Annotated in this window: 14 protein-coding genes; 12 read left to right on the forward strand and 2 right to left on the reverse strand. The window is 52.2% G+C overall.

Annotated features, from left to right (window positions below; genetic code table 11):
- Nucleotides 1–370: 370 nt before the first annotated feature.
- From ileS to ACFR81_RS08415, 3 genes are read left to right on the forward strand one after another with little or no spacing between them, the layout of a single operon-like run.
- The gene (ileS, locus tag ACFR81_RS08405) at nt 371–3661 is read left to right on the forward strand and encodes an isoleucine--tRNA ligase (protein ID WP_343875001.1); all 3291 of its coding nucleotides are present in this window, start codon (nt 371–373) and stop codon (nt 3659–3661) included.
- A gap of 13 nt (nt 3662–3674) precedes the next feature.
- The gene (locus tag ACFR81_RS08410; protein ID WP_343875551.1) at nt 3675–5084 is read left to right on the forward strand and encodes a bifunctional folylpolyglutamate synthase/dihydrofolate synthase; all 1410 of its coding nucleotides are present in this window, start codon (nt 3675–3677) and stop codon (nt 5082–5084) included.
- Between the two features lie 16 nt (nt 5085–5100).
- Nucleotides 5101–5532 (forward strand): DUF4233 domain-containing protein, encoded by a 432-nt coding sequence (locus ACFR81_RS08415; RefSeq protein ID WP_343874999.1) that lies wholly within the window; start codon nt 5101–5103, stop codon nt 5530–5532.
- A gap of 95 nt (nt 5533–5627) precedes the next feature.
- Here the strand turns inward: ACFR81_RS08415 and ACFR81_RS08420 are convergent, their stop codons facing one another.
- Nucleotides 5628–6224, reverse strand: coding sequence for a hypothetical protein (locus tag ACFR81_RS08420; RefSeq protein WP_343874997.1), 597 nt, complete (start codon nt 6222–6224; stop codon nt 5628–5630).
- Between the two features lie 187 nt (nt 6225–6411).
- Here ACFR81_RS08420 and ndk point away from each other — a divergent pair, with 187 nt between their 5' ends.
- A complete protein-coding gene (ndk, locus tag ACFR81_RS08425; protein ID WP_145176115.1) occupies nt 6412–6825 on the forward strand; it encodes a nucleoside-diphosphate kinase in 414 nt (137 codons plus the stop codon).
- A 48-nt stretch (nt 6826–6873) separates the two neighbouring features.
- Here ndk and ACFR81_RS08430 read toward each other — a convergent pair whose 3' ends face one another.
- Nucleotides 6874–7506 (reverse strand): vitamin K epoxide reductase family protein, encoded by a 633-nt coding sequence (locus tag ACFR81_RS08430; protein WP_343874994.1) that lies wholly within the window; start codon nt 7504–7506, stop codon nt 6874–6876.
- Between the two features lie 424 nt (nt 7507–7930).
- Here ACFR81_RS08430 and ACFR81_RS08435 point away from each other — a divergent pair, with 424 nt between their 5' ends.
- The 8 genes from ACFR81_RS08435 (at nt 7931) to nadD (ending at nt 17685) form a co-directional block, all read left to right on the forward strand.
- Nucleotides 7931–11068: an Rne/Rng family ribonuclease gene (locus tag ACFR81_RS08435; protein ID WP_343874992.1), complete on the forward strand. Its 3138-nt coding sequence runs from the start codon at nt 7931–7933 to the stop codon at nt 11066–11068.
- 490 nt (nt 11069–11558) lie between these two features.
- A complete protein-coding gene (rplU, locus tag ACFR81_RS08440) occupies nt 11559–11870 on the forward strand; it encodes a 50S ribosomal protein L21 (RefSeq protein ID WP_068169399.1) in 312 nt (103 codons plus the stop codon).
- A 50-nt stretch (nt 11871–11920) separates the two neighbouring features.
- Nucleotides 11921–12178, forward strand: coding sequence for a 50S ribosomal protein L27 (rpmA, locus tag ACFR81_RS08445; protein WP_145176109.1), 258 nt, complete (start codon nt 11921–11923; stop codon nt 12176–12178).
- A gap of 142 nt (nt 12179–12320) precedes the next feature.
- A complete protein-coding gene (gene obgE, locus ACFR81_RS08450) occupies nt 12321–13901 on the forward strand; it encodes a GTPase ObgE (RefSeq protein WP_068169393.1) in 1581 nt (526 codons plus the stop codon).
- A gap of 156 nt (nt 13902–14057) precedes the next feature.
- A complete protein-coding gene (proB, locus tag ACFR81_RS08455) occupies nt 14058–15191 on the forward strand; it encodes a glutamate 5-kinase (protein ID WP_377148781.1) in 1134 nt (377 codons plus the stop codon).
- Between the two features lie 54 nt (nt 15192–15245).
- Nucleotides 15246–16532 (forward strand): glutamate-5-semialdehyde dehydrogenase, encoded by a 1287-nt coding sequence (locus ACFR81_RS08460; protein WP_343874984.1) that lies wholly within the window; start codon nt 15246–15248, stop codon nt 16530–16532.
- 124 nt (nt 16533–16656) lie between these two features.
- Nucleotides 16657–16896, forward strand: coding sequence for a hypothetical protein (locus tag ACFR81_RS08465; RefSeq protein WP_068169387.1), 240 nt, complete (start codon nt 16657–16659; stop codon nt 16894–16896).
- Nucleotides 16897–16962: 66 nt separating this feature from the next.
- The gene (gene nadD, locus ACFR81_RS08470; protein WP_343874981.1) at nt 16963–17685 is read left to right on the forward strand and encodes a nicotinate-nucleotide adenylyltransferase; all 723 of its coding nucleotides are present in this window, start codon (nt 16963–16965) and stop codon (nt 17683–17685) included.
- The last annotated feature ends 59 nt before the right edge of the window (nt 17686–17744 follow it).

Here is a 17744-nt window from a genome sequence, read left to right on the forward strand (position 1 = left end):
GACAGCGACGGCGAAACTGCCTAGACTTGAATCAGTTGCATTGACCCGGCCATCACCGGCGAGCAATCCGGAAGAACGAACCGTACCTGCAATACCTCATCAATTCGTTGCGACGAGAGGTGGAGCGGAATAGATACAGTTTTAGTAGAACCGGACGGGTAAGCCCGTAACAGCAGTCATGAAGCGACTGATAACGCTTGACTGTGTCATTTCCCCCGAGAAACCCCGTTTCCCGGGGGAGTGGCACGGGTAGCGCTCAGTAAGCAAGGTGGTACCGCGCCACCGCACCGTTCTGCACCGGCAGCAATGTGTGCTGTAGCGTCCTTGCAAGTCCTATTTTTCAATGGATTACTACAAAGGGCGCGTCGCAATGAATAATCCTCTTTATCCCAAGGCAACTGCCGGCACTGAAAACACAGTTGCAGCATCACCTTCCTTCCCCCAGCTTGAAGAAGCTGTTCTCGACTACTGGAAAAAAGACAACACCTTCCAAGCATCCATCGATCAGCGATCGGCTGAAGACAACGAATTCGTTTTCTACGATGGCCCTCCCTTCGCCAACGGACTGCCCCACTACGGGCACCTGCTCACTGGCTACGTCAAAGACCTCGTAGCCCGCTACCAAACGCAACGCGGACACCGCGTCGAACGTCGCTTCGGCTGGGATACCCACGGACTGCCCGCAGAGCTCGAAGCTATGAAGCAGCTGGGCATGACCGACAAACAAGAAATTCTTGAGATGGGTATCGATAACTTCAACGATGCAGCCCGCTCCTCCGTACTCAAATACACCAAAGAGTGGCAAGAATACGTTACCCGCCAAGCTCGCTGGGTCGACTTCGAAAACGATTACAAGACGCTCAACGTCGAGTACATGGAATCGGTCATATGGGCCTTCAAACAGCTTCACGAAAAAGGTCTCACCTACCAGGGATTCCGCGTCCTTCCCTACTGCTGGAAAGACGAAACACCCCTTTCCAACCACGAGTTACGCATGGACGACGATGTCTACAAAGACCGACAGGATCCATCAGTAACCGTCACCTTCACCATCACCTCGGACACCTCGCTGGCAAAGAACACCGGTGTCGTTGCAGAGCTCACCGGCGTTGAAGCCCTTGCATGGACCACCACCCCCTGGACACTGCCTACTAACCAGGCGCTCGCAGTCGGTCCAGATATCGATTATGTTGTGGTAGCCGGCGTAGGAGATTTCCAGGGGCGGAAGTTCCTGATCGCCTCTGAATTGTTGGGTGCTTATGCCAAGGATCTTGGATTTGAAGACGCCGCGGAGGCTACTGCTGCGGTCGTCAAGACTTACAAAGGTTCTGACTTGGCAGGGGTCCGTTACGAACCTCTGTGGGATTATTTCACCGACGCCGAGAAATTTGGTACGGAAAAGGCTTGGCAGATTCTTGTTGCCGATTATGTATCCACCACCGACGGCACCGGTTTGGTGCACCAAGCACCGGCCTATGGTGAGGAAGACCAGAAAGTCTGTGAAGAAAACGGTATTCCCGTTATTCTATCCATCGATGATGGCGCTAAATTCCTCGACCTCTTCAGCGACGAATCACTAGCTGACGGTGCGCCCCTGCGAGAAATTGCAGGTGTGCAGATCTTCGAGGCTAACCGCACCATCATTAATCTGCTGAAATCTGAGGGACATCTGATTCGGGAGAAATCCTATGTTCACTCCTACCCGCATTGCTGGCGTTGCCGTACCCCGCTCGTCTACCGTGCGATTACGTCGTGGTACGTTAAGGTAACCAACTTCAAAGATCGCATGGGCGAACTCAACGAAGAAATTAATTGGATTCCTGAAAATGTAAAGCACGGTCAGTTCGGCAAATGGGTAGCTAATGCTCGCGACTGGTCTATTTCCCGTAACCGTTTCTGGGGCTCACCCATTCCTGTGTGGGTTTCCGATGATCCTAACTATCCACGTATGGACGTCTACGGTTCGCTAGAAGAACTCAAGGCTGCCTTCGGCCGCTACCCCGTCAATAAAGACGGTGAGCCTGATCTGCACCGACCGTACATCGACGAGCTCACCCGGCCAAACCCTGACGATCCCACTGGCAAATCAACCATGCGCCGCGTGGAAGATATCTTGGATGTCTGGTTTGACTCAGGTTCTATGCCTTACGCGCAGGTTCACTATCCTTTTGAAAATAAGGAATGGTTTGAGAACCATAACCCCGCAGACTTCATCGTGGAGTACATCGGTCAGACGCGCGGCTGGTTCTACACCATGCACATTTTGGCTACTGCTCTCTTTGACCGCCCCGCTTTCACGAACGTGATTTCTCATGGCATCGTGCTGGGCTCAGACGGGCAGAAGATGTCTAAGTCCCTGCGCAACTACCCGGATGTGTCAGAGGTTCTAGATCGCGATGGATCAGATGCCATGCGCTGGTTCCTTATGTCTAGCCCGATTCTGCGCGGCGGTAATCTTATCGTGACAGAACAGGGTATCCGTGAGGGCGTGCGCCAAGTGATGCTTCCGCTGTGGAACGTTTACCATTTCTTTGCGCTCTATACTAACGCAGCTAACAACGGTGCAGGTTATGAAGCGCAGCTCCGCTATGAGTCCGAACATGTGATGGATCGATTCATTTTGGGTAAGACCCGCGAATTGGTGGAAAACGCTACCGTTCACATGGACGAATACGATGTTTGGGGCGCTACAGAAGATCTCCGCAAATTCACCGACGCACTGACCAACTGGTATGTGCGTCGTTCGCGCGAGCGCTTCTTTGATGAAGACACCGAAGCATTTGATGTTCTCTTCACGGCGTTGTCCACTGCGGTGAAAGTTGTTGCTCCGCTGCTGCCTTTGATGAGCGAGGAAATCTACCGCGGCCTTACCGGTGAGCGTTCAGTACACCTGAGCGATTGGCCAAAGCCTGAGGAATTTGCTGACGAAAGCGATCTGTTGCAGTTGATGGAAGCTACGCGTTCTATCTGCTCTGCCGGTTCTGCTTTGCGTAAGGCAAATAATTTGCGCGTGCGCCAGCCCCTGCAGTCTATGACTGTTGCGGTTGCGGGAGGAAAGCAACTGGCAGGGATCTTTGAGCAGATTATTTCAGATGAGCTCAACTTGAAGTCTGTAGAGTTGCTGGATGCTTCTGAAGTTGAACCTGCCGATTTCGGTATTTCTCAGCAGCTGAAGGTTAATGCGCGTGCTGCTGGTCCTCGTTTAGGTAAGCAAGTTCAGGTTGCTATCAAGGCATCGAAGTCAGGGGATTGGACCATCCAGGACGACGGTACCGTCGTCGTCGGGTTGAAGGCTGTTGAGGGTGGTTTGGCCCTTGAATCTAGCGAATATGAACTCGATACCGTGGTGGCTGAATCGGAAGATTCTGCTGAACGTGCTGTGTCTGTTCTGCCCGGTGGTGGTTTCCTCGTGCTCAATACTGAGCTTACCGACGATTTGCTGGCTGAAGGTATTGCTCGCGATACTATCCGTTCGGTTCAGCAGGCTCGCAAGGAAGCTGATTTAAACGTTTCAGACCGTATTAAGCTCACACTTTTGGCACCTGCAAACGTCATTGAATCTGTGCAGGCACACGAAGAACTCGTGGCTGGCGAAACCTTGGCTGTCTCGGTGAACTACCGTGAAGCTCAGAAGCAGTCGGTTGAGGTAGAGAAGGCATAATTTGTCCGAGAACATGAACGAAGATTCCTTGTTCAACGAACTCGCCGCCGAAAGCAGTAGCCCGGCTGCTGCTTTCGGCGTGGAGTCCGTCTACCAGGATTTGCTTTCGCGCGCTCCTGAGAACAAGATGGCACCGCGTCTCGATGCTATGCAGCGGGCTATGGAAATTCTGGGGTCTCCTCAAGATGCCGCGCCGGTTATTCATATCACTGGGACCAATGGTAAGACGTCGACGGCCCGCATGATTGAGCGCATACTTATGGCTCATGATTTGCGCACTGGTCGCTACACCAGCCCCCATCTCACGAAAGTAACTGAACGCATCAGTATTGCGGGTGAGCCCGTGGCTGATGAGACTTTTGTACGGATTTGGGAAGAGATTCAGCCTTATATCGAGATAGTGGATCAGGAGCTTATCGCAGCAGATAAACCCCGTATCACCTACTTTGAGGCATTAACTGTCCTGGCGTTTGCGATTTTCGCAGATGAGCCGGTTGACGTGATAATTCTTGAAGTCGGTATCGGCGGGTCATGGGATGCGACGAATGTGGCAACCGCCCAGGTCTCTGTCGTTACTCCGATTGGGTTGGATCATACCGACATGCTGGGGGAAACCTTGGCGGAAATTGCCGGGGAGAAACAGGGCATCATCAAAGATAATGGTTTCTTGGTGTCTGCGGTTCAGGAGCCCGAAGCCGCTCAAGTTTTGTTGGATTCTGCCCGGGAGCATCAGGCGGAATTCCGGTTTGAGGGCGTTGAATTTGGAGTGTCTTCCCGGTTGCCCGGCGTCGGCGGGCAGATGATTTCTGTGCGCGGTCTAGCTGATACTTATGAGGATTTGCCAGTTCCACTTTTTGGCGCTCACCAGGCTGAAAATGCTGCGGTGGCTATTGCAGCTGTTGAGGCTTTCTTAGGCGGGGGAGAGAAGCCCCTGAACGTTGAGCTTATTCGTGCAGGCTGGGAGGATTTAACTTCGCCGGGGCGTCTAGAGATTATCCGTAGCGCACCTACCGTTTTACTGGATGCCGCCCATAACCCACACGGTATCAAAGCTGCAGCACAGGCGTTTAAAGAATCCTTCGCGGTAGATAAACTCAACCTAGTGGTTGGAATTTTGGGGGAGAAGGACGCCGTGGGCATCTTCGAAACCATCCGTGAAGAGTACTTGGATTCCACCGATTTTGAGTTATCTTTATATCTCACAGCTTCGGATTCTCCACGCGCCATCCCCGTAGAGCAATTGGAAAACATGGCTCTTGATGCGGGGTTCGATGAAGACCAACTGAGTACTTTTGAGCACTTGCACGACGCAGTAGCTCAGGCAATTACCGATGCTGGAACGGGAGAGGAGTTCAGCTCTGCTGTGCTCATTACCGGCTCCATCACGGTAATTGGTGAAGCACGTTCGATGATGGGACTCTAAGAACATGATGGCTCGAATGACTAAAAGACAGCGAGAGTGGCGCCCGGGGCAAACGAAGAAACCGGCACAGGTTAAAAAGATGTTCGCATCTACAGTGCTCACTTTGGAAGCTTTGGTTGCATTTTTTGCCACCCTTGCCACGTTTGGGCACCATTTTAATGATGGTTCGCTCATCAAAATTTCTATTTGGGTAGTGGGGCTACTCCTTGCTGCCGCTTTCATTGCTACCCCTGCTTTTTTGAGCAAATCATGGGGATATACTCTCGGATGGGTATTGCAGGTTTGCTTGATATTGACTGGTTTTGCATTGATACCAATGTTCTTTATTGGGGCTTGTTTTGCTGCTACCTACTGGTATGCGGTGCACACCGGCGAAAAACTCGATTATGAAAACGTCCAGCGTGCGAGAGCACAGCGTGAGTGGGAGCGGAAGAATCTGAGTAGCTAGAATCCATTAGATCTTCGAGTTTCAGCTCAGTCGAAGAAGTCTCCGCAGACCATAAGTTGCGGAGACTTCTTCGTAATGTCTCGATGTCTTTGCTTTTAGAACATTCCGCCGGGGCCACCACCGAACCCTCCAGGACCGGGACCTCCTTGTCTGCCTTCTCCCTGCCCTTGGAATCCACCGTGCCCATGCATATCGGGTCGGTTGTAGTTGTATCCTCCTTGCGGTCCGTGGTTGAAGTCTCCTAATACCCGGGCCATGCCGCCACCATTCATATATTGTCCCCAGCCGTTACCCATGCCAAAGATTCGGGATAATAAGCCGGGACGACCTCCGAACCCATCTCCACCGGTTACGGTGCTCCACGCGGCAGAACCAATAAATCCTGCCACTAATGAGGCAAGAATGGTTCCACCCGATCCCAATCCCTGCGAAAAGACTTGTGTCAAGGTTCTAGGCTTCTTCATCTCAAGTCGAGTTGCAGATTGTGCAAGAGCTGTGGGGGAAGTGCTGACAGCGTTCTCCCCACTCTGCGATAGAGCAAGAAGTACTTGGGAGCGTTCCTCCTCGCTCATCGATGCGAAAGCCTCTTCATGTGCTTTTTCAATTTCTTGAGGATTCGCCGTTGACAGTAAATATTTATACCTGTTCAGGGATGTGTTGCTGTTGTTTTCAGGGGGCACGTTCTGGGTCATTGTCGTTTTCCTTTCGCTCCTGTTTTCAAGGGTATGAGTTAGGGCTGTGATGGATATTGTTCCTACCTATGGCGAACCTGTGAGCAGAAAAGTAAAGGAATGAGCAATCTCCCAGAAGTTCCATGCATGCAACCAGGGCTGATATTGTGAGGTAGAACAATAGTTTCGCGAATTTTAAGGAGTACTCATGACTGAGCGCAGTCTAATTTTGGTCAAGCCCGACGGCGTCGAGCGCGGTCTCACCGGTGAGGTTTTGGCCCGCATCGAGCGGAAGGGATACCAGCTGGTGGAGCTCAAAAAGCTTCAGGCAACCGAAGAAATCCTCCAAGAACACTACGCCGAACACCAGGGCAAGCCCTTCTTTCAGCCCCTCGTGGATTTCATGCTCTCAGGTCCTGTAGTGGCAGCAATATTTGAAGGCGATCGTGTGGTTGAAGGTATTCGCAGCATCATGGGGCCATCCGAGCCGACTGTGGCTCCAGCCGGAACTATCCGCGGTGATTTGGGGCGCTCCTGGGGTGCAGGTGTCCAGAAGAATCTGGTGCACGGATCAGACTCAGCAGAATCTGCAGAACGAGAAATCGCTATCTGGTTCAAATAAGTCATAAAAATGGCCCGGTCAGTTTCAACTAACCGGGCCATTTGCTGTTTAGAAAGAATTTATTATCTGATCAAAGAAATGAATGATGATGATTCCGAAGAGGAGCACAAAAATCAAAATAACCACGAACCAGGACCACCCGGCTACTGCGTGACGAATATGCTCTGGGGCAGGAATAACACCCGTTTGAATATTATAAGCGGTCGTCTTGGTCATCAAAATGGTCTGCATAATCCAGACGATCATGCAGAACAGGCATAGCGCGCCGATCACAAAAGTAGTGTTGAACCAGAGATAGAGAATGAAGCAAAACGCCAGTACATGCCCCACATTCATGCACAGCCAGTACCAGCGAGAAAACCGTGCCCCAGCAAGCATTGCGGTGGCGATTGTAATGGTAATTGCATACCCTACTAGCCCAATGTAGGGGTTAGGAAACCCAAATGCCTCTGCAAAAGGTGTGCGCATGACGGTGCCGCAGTTGAGAATAGCATTCATATCACACACTGATACGTGGGATGCATCTTTGGCAATTTGCAAGTGCTCATACACCAACATAGCTGAAGACGCGAAAGCGAGAATGCCTGTCAACAAAGATAGAATCGCGTATCTTGTGTCTGCTTTCATCGCTTCGTGGGTCGAGTACTCATGGATAGCGGACGCCTCGGAAATATGTGGCACTTTAACCTCTCAAGTGAACGTGGACTCTCCCCATCTTACTGATGTGTACTTCGAGATTGAAGGTCTTAGACTCGTCAGGCACCGCAAAGAATGCTGAATATCTGATTCGATGTGCGCACTTTCTGTGAGAGAATTGGGACGGTGGCCTTTTGACCCGCACTCAAAAGTAGCCATCCAACAGGTTTTTTCGATGCACCGCTGCCCCAGGTGGCAAGGTTTAGATTGAAATAAGTTCGACAAAGTTCGACTCGAAAAAATAGTTGGCCCGATTCACTGAGAAATACGACTTTAGTAATGGTCAGTCTCAGGTAGATCGCATAAGAGCTGGAGAGCAATCGGGTAGTTATAAGCTTTTGGGCGCAATGCGCCCCTGAACGCCGTAGGGGCGATATGCGGACGCTCCCTAGGGCAGGAGATAATACAGATGAGCGAGGACGTTCAGAACGTAAACTCTGCTGACGAATCCACTTCACCTGAAGTGGTTTCAATTCAGAATACCCCCCAGGAGAATCCTGATACCTCAGCAGAACGCCAGAATAATCAAGATAACCAGCAGAATGTTGAGACGCCAGAAAGCGCCGAAGACGCTACGGAATCATCCAATACTTCTGCTGAGCAGCAGCCCAGCGAAGAAAAAACCTCTTCCGAGCAAACTCCGGAAACTTCCTCAGAAGCTGAAGAAACTGAAGAAGAAAAAGCAGAGAGCAAATCCCAACGGGAGAAGCTAGCTGCCGAGCTGCAAAACCTCACTAAAGCAGCTGCCGCGAATAGTCTCCTATTTTTCGCCCCTAATCTCGATGAGATTGCAGAACAGGCAAAAGCAGAACGCGAAGCTCGCCGCAAAGCTCTTGAGGCTGAACGCCGCCAGCGCCGTCTAGCTGAAATTACCCACGACGAAGAAGAAGTGATTTCCCGCCGACGTCGCCGCCGCCGCCGCGGAGAAGTTGATATCGAAATTGACGGCGGAACCGACGGCGACCCCGAAAATACCGTCACCAAGGTGCGTGCGCCGCGACTGTCCGACTCCCACAGCACCAACCGCGTCACCGGTGTACGCGGCTCAACCCGTCTCGAAGCGAAAAAAATCCGCCGCCGCGAATCCCGCCATTCGGGCCGTCGCCAGCGAGGAATTTCCGAAGCAGAGTTCCTTGCCCGCCGCGAATCAGTAGACCGCCAAATGGTAGTCCGCCAAAAAGATGACCGCATCCAAATCGGTGTCCTCGAAGATGGCGTACTCGCCGAGCACTTTGTCTCAAAAACCCAGCAGGACTCCCTGATTGGCAACGTGTACCTCGGAAAGGTGCAGAACGTTTTGCCTTCAATGGAAGCAGCATTCGTGGATATCGGACGCGGACGCAACGCCGTCCTCTATGCCGGTGAAGTGAACTGGGACGTTTCAGGTCTCGACGGCTCACCCCGCAAAATCGAAAACGCCCTAAAATCTGGGGATTCTGTCCTGGTGCAGGTCACCAAAGATCCCGTGGGTCATAAGGGCGCTCGACTGACTAGCCAGGTATCTTTGCCCGGTCGTTTCTTGGTGTACGTGCCCGGTGGCTCAATGACCGGTATTTCACGTAAATTGCCTGATACCGAGCGCACACGCTTGAAAAAGATTCTCAAGAATAAGTTGCCTGACGGTGCAGGCGTTATTGTCCGTACCGCAGCAGAGGGCGCTTCTGAGGAAGAACTGAGCCACGATATTAACCGCTTGCGCGTACAGTGGGAAGAGATTCTAAACCGCGCCTCCGCGCCGAAGACTCTTGCTCCCGAAATGCTGTACCAGGAGCCTGACCTCACCATCAAGACTGTGCGTGATGTTTTCAATGAAGACTTCACCGCCATGATGGTTCAGGGCGATGTCGCTTGGGATTCTATTGAAGCCTATGTCACCTATATGGCTCCGGACTTGGTGGATCGCTTGCAAAAGTGGGACAAGGACGAAGATCTTTTCGATCATTACCGCATTGAAGAACAGCTCTTCAAGGCTCTCGATCGAAAGGTTTACTTGCCTTCAGGCGGTTCGCTGGTCATTGATCGTACTGAAGCTATGACCGTGGTTGATGTAAACACCGGTAAGTTCACAGGCTCCGGTGGCAACTTGGAAGAGACCGTTACCAAGAACAACCTTGAAGCCGCAGAAGAGATTGTGCGCCAACTTCGGTTACGCGATATCGGTGGCATTATCGTTATTGACTTTATTGATATGGTTCTCGAATCAAATCGTGATTTGGTTCTGCGCCGTCTGGTGGAATGCCTGGGTCGAGACCGTACCAAGCATCAGGTTGCTGAAGTTACCTCGCTTGGTCTTGTTCAGATGACGCGTAAGCGCATGGGAACCGGACTTTTGGAAGTTTTCTCAGAGCCGTGCGAGGAGTGTGCGGGGCGTGGCGTCATCGTTCACGACCAGCCTCTGAAGGGTCGTTCGGGAGGCGCTTCGGATTACATCCATCGCCATGATCGGGATGACCGTCGTAAGGCACGTAAGTCTCAGCGTAATCGCGATACTCGCCACAACGATCATCAGGTGTATTCGCATGAAGACGACAATCGTCAAAGCGAAGCACGTCGTGCAGCCCTTGCTAATATTGCTGCGGCAAGTACTCATGAGCCCGAGAAATCTGAGGCGGATGACTCCCGAGAGTCTAAGAATGCTCGCAGGCGTAAGCGTCGCAAGCAGAATCGCCGGGAGCAAACTCCCCAGGATCAGCAGAGCTCAAACGAGCAGTTCACCGGTACACCGGATTTGACGGTTACTATTGGCGGTGAAGTCATAGAGCTTCCCCAACGTGAGGAATCGAAAGAGACTGAAGACACTACTGCCGAGCAGGGGTCTTTGACTCTTGAGTCGCTCACAGAAGCATTTGACCAGAAAGAGAAGAAGGGGCGCTCTCGCAAGCGTCGTTCTGATTCTTCTGCGCAATCACAGAGTGCTAAGTCCGCAGAAGAATCTGATGTCTCTGACTCATCATCTTCTTCTGCTGACATTGATTCCCGCTTCACTCAGAACTCCAACCGCTTCGAAGCAATTCGCGCTGGTGAGGCACGGGCTCGTGCATCGCAGAAAGCAGGTCGCGACGTCGTTCGCTCGGAGAATGAGAACGGAGACACCGAATCATCTACACAGCGTACAGAACGTTCACGTTCCTCTCGCGATACCGCAGAAAAACCATCGAGGAATTCTCGTGGGCGCCGCGCTAACTCTCAATCTCAGGGTGAGAATGCCCGACATAACGAGCGTCAGGCACAGAAAAAACCTCGCGTCAGCGGGGTAGCGCAGCCCGGTAGTGTGAACGGAACATCCGAGCCTTCGGTTGTTGAAACTGTAGCTCAGCAACCAGCTGAGCCCGTACAGAAAACACCTGCAAAGAAGCGCCGTTCGCGACGCGCGGTCAGCACGGGCATTGACGGTAGCGTGCAGTCCCAGGATATTCAGAAGGCAGAAGCTACAGGAACAGTTGTTTCGACTTCTATGTCTGTGGCGTCTTCAACTGAAAATGCCTCTGCGCCGGTCATGTTGGGCGTGGGCGTGTCAGCCGAAGAAATTAAGCGCGAAGGAAAGTAAGACTTTCTGTGAGCAGGTAAATGCAAGAGCCTGGGGGGGGACCGCTATAAACGGCGGTACCCCAGGCTCTTGCTATGAGTGTTTCAACACAATGCGTCTTGTGGGCTTACTAAGAGACGAGAATTCATATATTAATGGGTAGATAAACTTGCGTTCGTTTCTACTCTTTCAGAGAACTTTGTTGTCTGATGAGGGGTCCAGAGTGTTTGCTGACATGCTCAGGGCGTGTCACTTGCCCTCTGTAGCAGAGTGTCGTAGGCTTATATGTCGGTGCTGTTTGATTTGTTTTACACTTTTCAAGTCAGACTTAAGCATCCACCGGTGAGCAATCACTGGAAAACTCGATGAGCGCGCATCCTTATATAAATGCTCTGAATCCAGCGAGAAATCTTCTCAGGGTTCAGTAAGCGATACACGTTTTTGGTACTAGGATCAGCGCTCTGTCGAAATATTGTTCAAACTAAAGACGTCGAGAGAAGTGAGTTCCCAAGTGGCATACGCGATTGTACGCGCTGGCGGCCGCCAGGAAAAGGTTTCCGTAGGAGACCTCGTTACCCTTGACCGCGTCGCTGGCGAGCCCGGTAGCACTCTAGAGCTGCCTGTACTGCTGCTGGTTGATGGGGACAAGGTCACTGCAGATGCAAAGACCCTGGCTTCTGCCAAGGTAACTGCTGAAAAGATTGAAGACCTTCGCGGTCCTAAAATCGTTATTCAGAAGTACAAGAACAAGACCGGTTACAAGAAGCGTCAGGGCTTCCGCGCAGAACTTACCACCGTCAAGATCACTGCGATCAACGCGTAAGTTCGGCAAGCTCCGGATCTTCAAACAATCTTTACCTAAGGTAGGCACAGATGGCACATAAGAAGGGCGCAAGCTCCACCCGCAACGGCCGTGACTCTAACCCCCAGTACCTCGGTGTTAAGCGCTTTGGCGGTCAGACCGTCAACGCAGGCGAAATCATCGTCCGCCAGCGCGGCACCCATTTCCACCCCGGCAACAACGTAGGCCGTGGCGGAGACGACACCCTGTTTGCACTTGCATCAGGTCAGGTCGAGTTCGGTACCCGTAAGGGCCGCAAGGTCGTTAACATTCTTGCAGCAGCTGAGTAATTAGCTCTTTAGAATGCACGGAGAGGGCAAGCACCGATGGTGCTTGCCCTCTCTGCATCTGTTCAAGATGCGTATAGTTCAGTCCCGTTAGATATGGGACAATGAGTAAAAGTTTTTATAGTCAATACAAGGAGAATCTTTCGTGGCAGAATTTGTAGACCGCGTCGTCCTGCATGTATCCGGTGGACACGGCGGGACCGGCTGTGTGTCGGTTCGCCGCGAGAAGTTCAAGCCTCTTGGCGGCCCTAACGGTGGAAACGGTGGAAATGGCGGCGACGTCATTTTGCGAGTCGATGGTCAGTCGACCACACTGCTGGAATACCATCACACCCCCCATCAGCATGCACCCAATGGTGATATTGGCCGTGGCGACCTGCACCATGGATTCAACGGTGAATCTTTGATTTTGTCGGTTCCGCAGGGAACCGTGGTCAAAGATAAAGAAGGCAATGTTCTTGCCGACCTTATTCGGGTAGGCGATGAGTTCGTGGCCGCTCAGGGTGGTCAGGGGGGCCTGGGTAATGCGGCGTTGGCTTCTGCTAAGCGCAAGGCTCCCGGTTTTGCTCTATTGGGTATTCCCGGCGATGAACGAGATATCGTTCTTGAACTTAAGTCAATTGCTGATATCGCTCTGGTGGGTTACCCCAGTGCTGGTAAGTCTTCCTTGATTGCTGCTATTTCCGCTGCACGTCCTAAGATTGCAGACTATCCTTTCACCACCTTGGTGCCTAACCTCGGTGTGGTTCAGGCAGGGGATACCCGCTATACCGTAGCGGATGTTCCCGGTTTGATTGAGGGTGCTTCCGACGGTAAGGGGCTCGGGCATCGCTTCTTGCGTCATGTGGAGCGCTCTTCTGCGCTAGTCCATGTGATTGACTGTGCAACTCTGGAGCCTAATCGCGATCCGATTTCTGATTTCGAGGTTATCCGTGGGGAGCTAGAAAATTACGAGGTGGATCCCACTGCCGGAGTGACCATCCCGTTGAACGAGCGTCCTCAGTTGATTGTCTTGAATAAGATTGACGTACCCGATGCTCGCGAGTTGGCGGAGTTTGTGCGCGGTGACTTTGAGGCCAAGGGTTTCAAGGTTTTTGAGATTTCTACTGCCTCTCATGAAGGCTTGCGAGCGCTGACTTTCGCGATGGCAGAAATTGTTGAGGCGGATCGAAAGGCTCGGAAGAAGGCTGAATCGAAACCCGTTGAAGATAACACTGTGGTTCGCCCCAAGGGATTCCGCTCGAAGAAGCAGAAGGAATTCTTTATTCGCCGTGAAGAGCGTAATCTGGAGCCTTTGTTCCGCGTAATTGGTGAGAAGCCCGAAAAGTGGATTATGCAGACCGATTTTAATAACGATGAAGCGGTCGGCTATCTGGCGGATCGTTTTGCAAAGCTTGGTATTGAAGACGAACTGTATAAACAGGGTGCGCGTGCTGGTGACGCCGTGGTGATTGGTGAAGCGAATGACGCCGTCGTCTTCGATTGGGAGCCTACGATGGTAGGTGGCGCCGAGATGTTGGCTTCTCCTCGCGGTACTGATGTGCGTTTGGAAGAAGTTATTCGTCCCAGCCGTTCGGAACGTAAGGCTCAGTACCACGATCGTATGGATGCTAAGGCTGAGGCTCGTGCTGAGCTTGAAGCTGAGCGTCAGGCAGGTGTGTGGACTGAATCTGTGGATGAAAAGGCGAAAGCTAAGAATTCTTCGAAGAACGAGCAAAACTCCTAATGATTAGAGATGAGTCCTAGATCTCTTTTAGACTTAACACCGTACCCGTGTCTCGGGTACGGTGTTTTGTTTTGTTGGTCGATGAAATGAGTCTTCATGAACTCCGCTTCGCAAGAATCTTTGGTTGCTAGTGCTCAGTCTCGGGCTAAGCATCGGATGAGTCCTATTTCCGAGCGCTTTGAGTTGCCTAAGGCACAGAGAGTCGTGGTTAAGGTGGGTTCTTCATCGCTGACTTCCATTGAGAATTCTTTAGATGAGTTGGCTATCGCCACCATTATTGATGTTTTGGCGAAGGCTCTGCGGATGAATCCTCAGATGCAGATTATTTTGGTGTCCTCGGGGGCGATTGCTGCGGGTTTGGCGCCTTTGGGGCTTTCTCGCCGACCAAAGGATCTAGCGACTCAGCAGGCTGCGGCGTCGGTGGGGCAATCACTTCTGATGGCGCGGTATACGGAGACTTTTAGTCGCTATGGTGTGCGGGTTTCTCAGGTGTTGCTGACCGCCGACGATTTGATGGCGCGGGATCGGTATCGGAATGCCCACCGGCAGTTAGAGCGCCTTTTGGAACTGGGGGTAATGCCCATTATTAATGAGAATGATGCCGTTGCGACTGCTGAAGTTAAATTTGGGGATAATGATCGCATCGCTGCGTTGGTGGCTCATACGGTGAAAGCAGATGCTCTGATTCTGCTCTCTGATGTGGATGCTTTGTATACGAAGCATCCTGCGCAGGGTGGTGAGCGCATTGTCCAGGTGCGAGGAGCAGAAGATTTAGAGGGTGTTTCAATTGGTTCAGTAGGGTCTGCAGGAGTGGGTTCTGGTGGAATGGTGACGAAGGTTCAGGCGGCTCATCTTGCTGCAGCTTCGGGTATTCCCGCTTTGGTAACTAGCGCGGCTCAGGCGCGGGCGGCTCTTGCAGGGGAGGACGTGGGAACATGGTTTTTTGCTACCGGTGCGCGGCGTTCTGTTCACGAATTGTGGTTGGAACATCTCGCAGATATTCGCGGACGTATTGTTCTCGATGAGGGAGCAGTAGCGGCGGTGCGCCGTCGCCGTTCCCTCTTAGCAGCGGGGATTGTGAGCGTAGAAGGCAACTTTGACGGCGCCGACCCGGTGGCACTTTGCGATAGTGGGGGAGCGGTGATTGCTCATGGGCTGTGTTCTTATAGTGCTACTGAAACTGCGGCAATAGCTGGTCTGCACTCGGCAGAAATCCGAGAAAAGCTGGGGGAGAGCTTCGACGCTATTGCGGTGCATGCCGATAATATTGCTGTCGTGGGGCAATACTGATTCTTTAGGATAAGAAACGCCCCATTCTGCGCAGTATCTGTTTAGGATAGAAGCATGACTGAGAGTTCATTGACCGTTTCCGATTCTGTCATGCGCGAAGTTCGCGATATGGCGTACGACGCGCGGATAAGCTCGCGTGCTTTAGCTCGGGCAGATACTGCGTGGAAGAACAGGGGACTACAAGCGATTGCTGAGGACTTAGTAGAGCAGTCTTCGGTAATTCTGGCGCAAAATGCTGATGACGTACATCGTGAGCGCGCCAACGGCATGAGCGAGGCGATGCTCGACCGCTTATCGCTTAACCCTCAGCGTATTCAAGAGTTGGCAGATTCATTGCATGCTCTCGTGGGGCTTGCAGACCCGGTGGGGCAGGTCATTCGAGGGGCAACCCTCGATAATGGTTTGCGCATGGTGCAGACACGGGTGCCTCTGGGGGTAGTCGGGGCTATTTATGAGGCCCGACCAAACGTGACGGTCGATATCGCAGGTCTAGCGATTAAATCAGGAAATGCTGTGATGTTGCGAGGGGGCTCTGCGGCGGCCAAGACTAATCAGACCATCAGCCGTATCATTCGTGCCGCTCTCGATCGGTGTGGTCTTCCGATGGATTGTGTTCAGTCAGTTGATGAATTCGGCAGAGAGGGCGCCAACGCACTGATGCTTGCCACCGGAGCTATTGATGTTCTGATTCCCCGGGGCGGTCACAATCTTATCCAAAGCGTAGTGAAGAACGCGCGCGTCCCCGTGATTGAGACAGGGGAGGGCAACTGCCATATTTTCGTGGATGTTTCAGCATCGGAGAAAATGGCCAAGGATATCTTGGTAAACGCAAAGACCCAGCGCCCCGGTACCTGCAATACGGTGGAGACCCTTCTGCTAACAGAGGGCTCCAATGCCGCTCCTGCAGTTTTTAAAGCACTTGCTCAGGCAGGGGTGACCTTGCACGTAGATGAGCGAACCTCCGCGCGTTTGCCTGCGGGGATTGAATATGTTCAAGCTACCGAAGAAGACTTCCATACTGAGTATGGTTCTCTTGACCTCGCGGTGGCGACGGTTGATGACGTCGATGCTGCTATCTCGCATATTCGCCGATATTCGACCGGTCACTCTGAAGCGATTATTACGAACTCACTTGATCATGCGGAGAAATTCATTCAAGAAGTGGATTCAGCTGCCGTTTACGTCAATGCTTCTACTCGATTTACTGATGGTGGGCAATTTGGTTTGGGTGCAGAAGTAGGAATATCGACCCAAAAACTGCACGCCCGTGGGCCCATGGGATTAGAACAGCTCACCACCAGTAAGTGGATTGTGCGCGGTGACGGTCAAACCCGCCGCTAAAAGCACGACGTTTTTAGCCACTATACCCAGTTCACAATGCGAATAATCGATTAAAAGCCGGTAGCATGGTGACTAAACATCTGCATTTGCTCTCTCACACACGAGCTTTTCGGAAAGGAATTTCATGAACGAGATTTTTCTAGCAGCAGCGGAAGCTGAAGCTGAGCACGGCGAACAGCTGATGCTCTTGGGGCTTCCCACCTACTGGTTCGGTATCATTGCCGCTATCATTTTTATTGCGCTTTTCCTCGTCACTATCTCTTTCAGCGGTCGAAGCATTGTACGCCCCGACCATGCTGGCAACATCATCGGCCACGATGAAGAACAGGCGATGGCAGACTACAAGGCAAAGCACCGCCACTAATTTTTTCGTGAAAGTCGGCGCATCCATACCAGGGGTGCGCCGACTTTCGTAGTGTCCAGGAGTTTTATGAGCGTCCTACCTCATTTCCCCCAAGAATTTACGAATATACCTCCGCGCGTAGAAGGCCGCACCCGTTTAGGGGTCATGGGTGGAACTTTTGACCCCATCCATCACGGTCACCTCGTAGCGGCAAGTGAAGTAGCAGCCCTTCTTGATTTAGACGAGGTAGTTTTCGTACCCACCGGTCAGCCCTGGCAAAAGGCAAATAAAAGGCAGGTATCAGATGCCGAGCACCGCTATCTGATGACCGTCATCGCCACCGCGTCCAATCCCCGTTTTACAGTCAGCCGGGTTGATATTGATCGTGAAGGTCCCACCTATACCATCGACACGCTCAACGATTTGCGTGCGCTCCGACCTCAGAGTGACCTCTTCTTCATAACTGGCGCCGATGCCATGAATCAGCTCATGACCTGGAAAGACTCCGATAAACTGTGGAACCTTGCCTACTTTGTAGGCGTGACACGCCCAGGACACAAACTCGAAGTCCCGGATGTAGGACCAGAGCATTTCGCACTCATGGAAGTACCCGCTATGGCAATCTCTTCCACCGACATCAGAGAGCGCTCTGCTAACCACATGCCCGTCTGGTACTTAGTGCCAGATGGGGTGGTTCAATATATCAATAAGTACGACCTTTACCATGCAACTGCATACACAGCAGAAGACCTCCCACACTATTCGGATGGCCTCCCGCACGGTGCCCATGAGCTGCGAAACGGCGAATAAAACCCCTGTGGGATAAAATCCCTCAAGCTCAACCCCCTTAGGCGTTGCTAGTATGGGTT

Source organism: Rothia amarae, from assembly GCF_042677725.1.
GTDB lineage: Bacteria > Actinomycetota > Actinomycetes > Actinomycetales > Micrococcaceae > Rothia > Rothia amarae.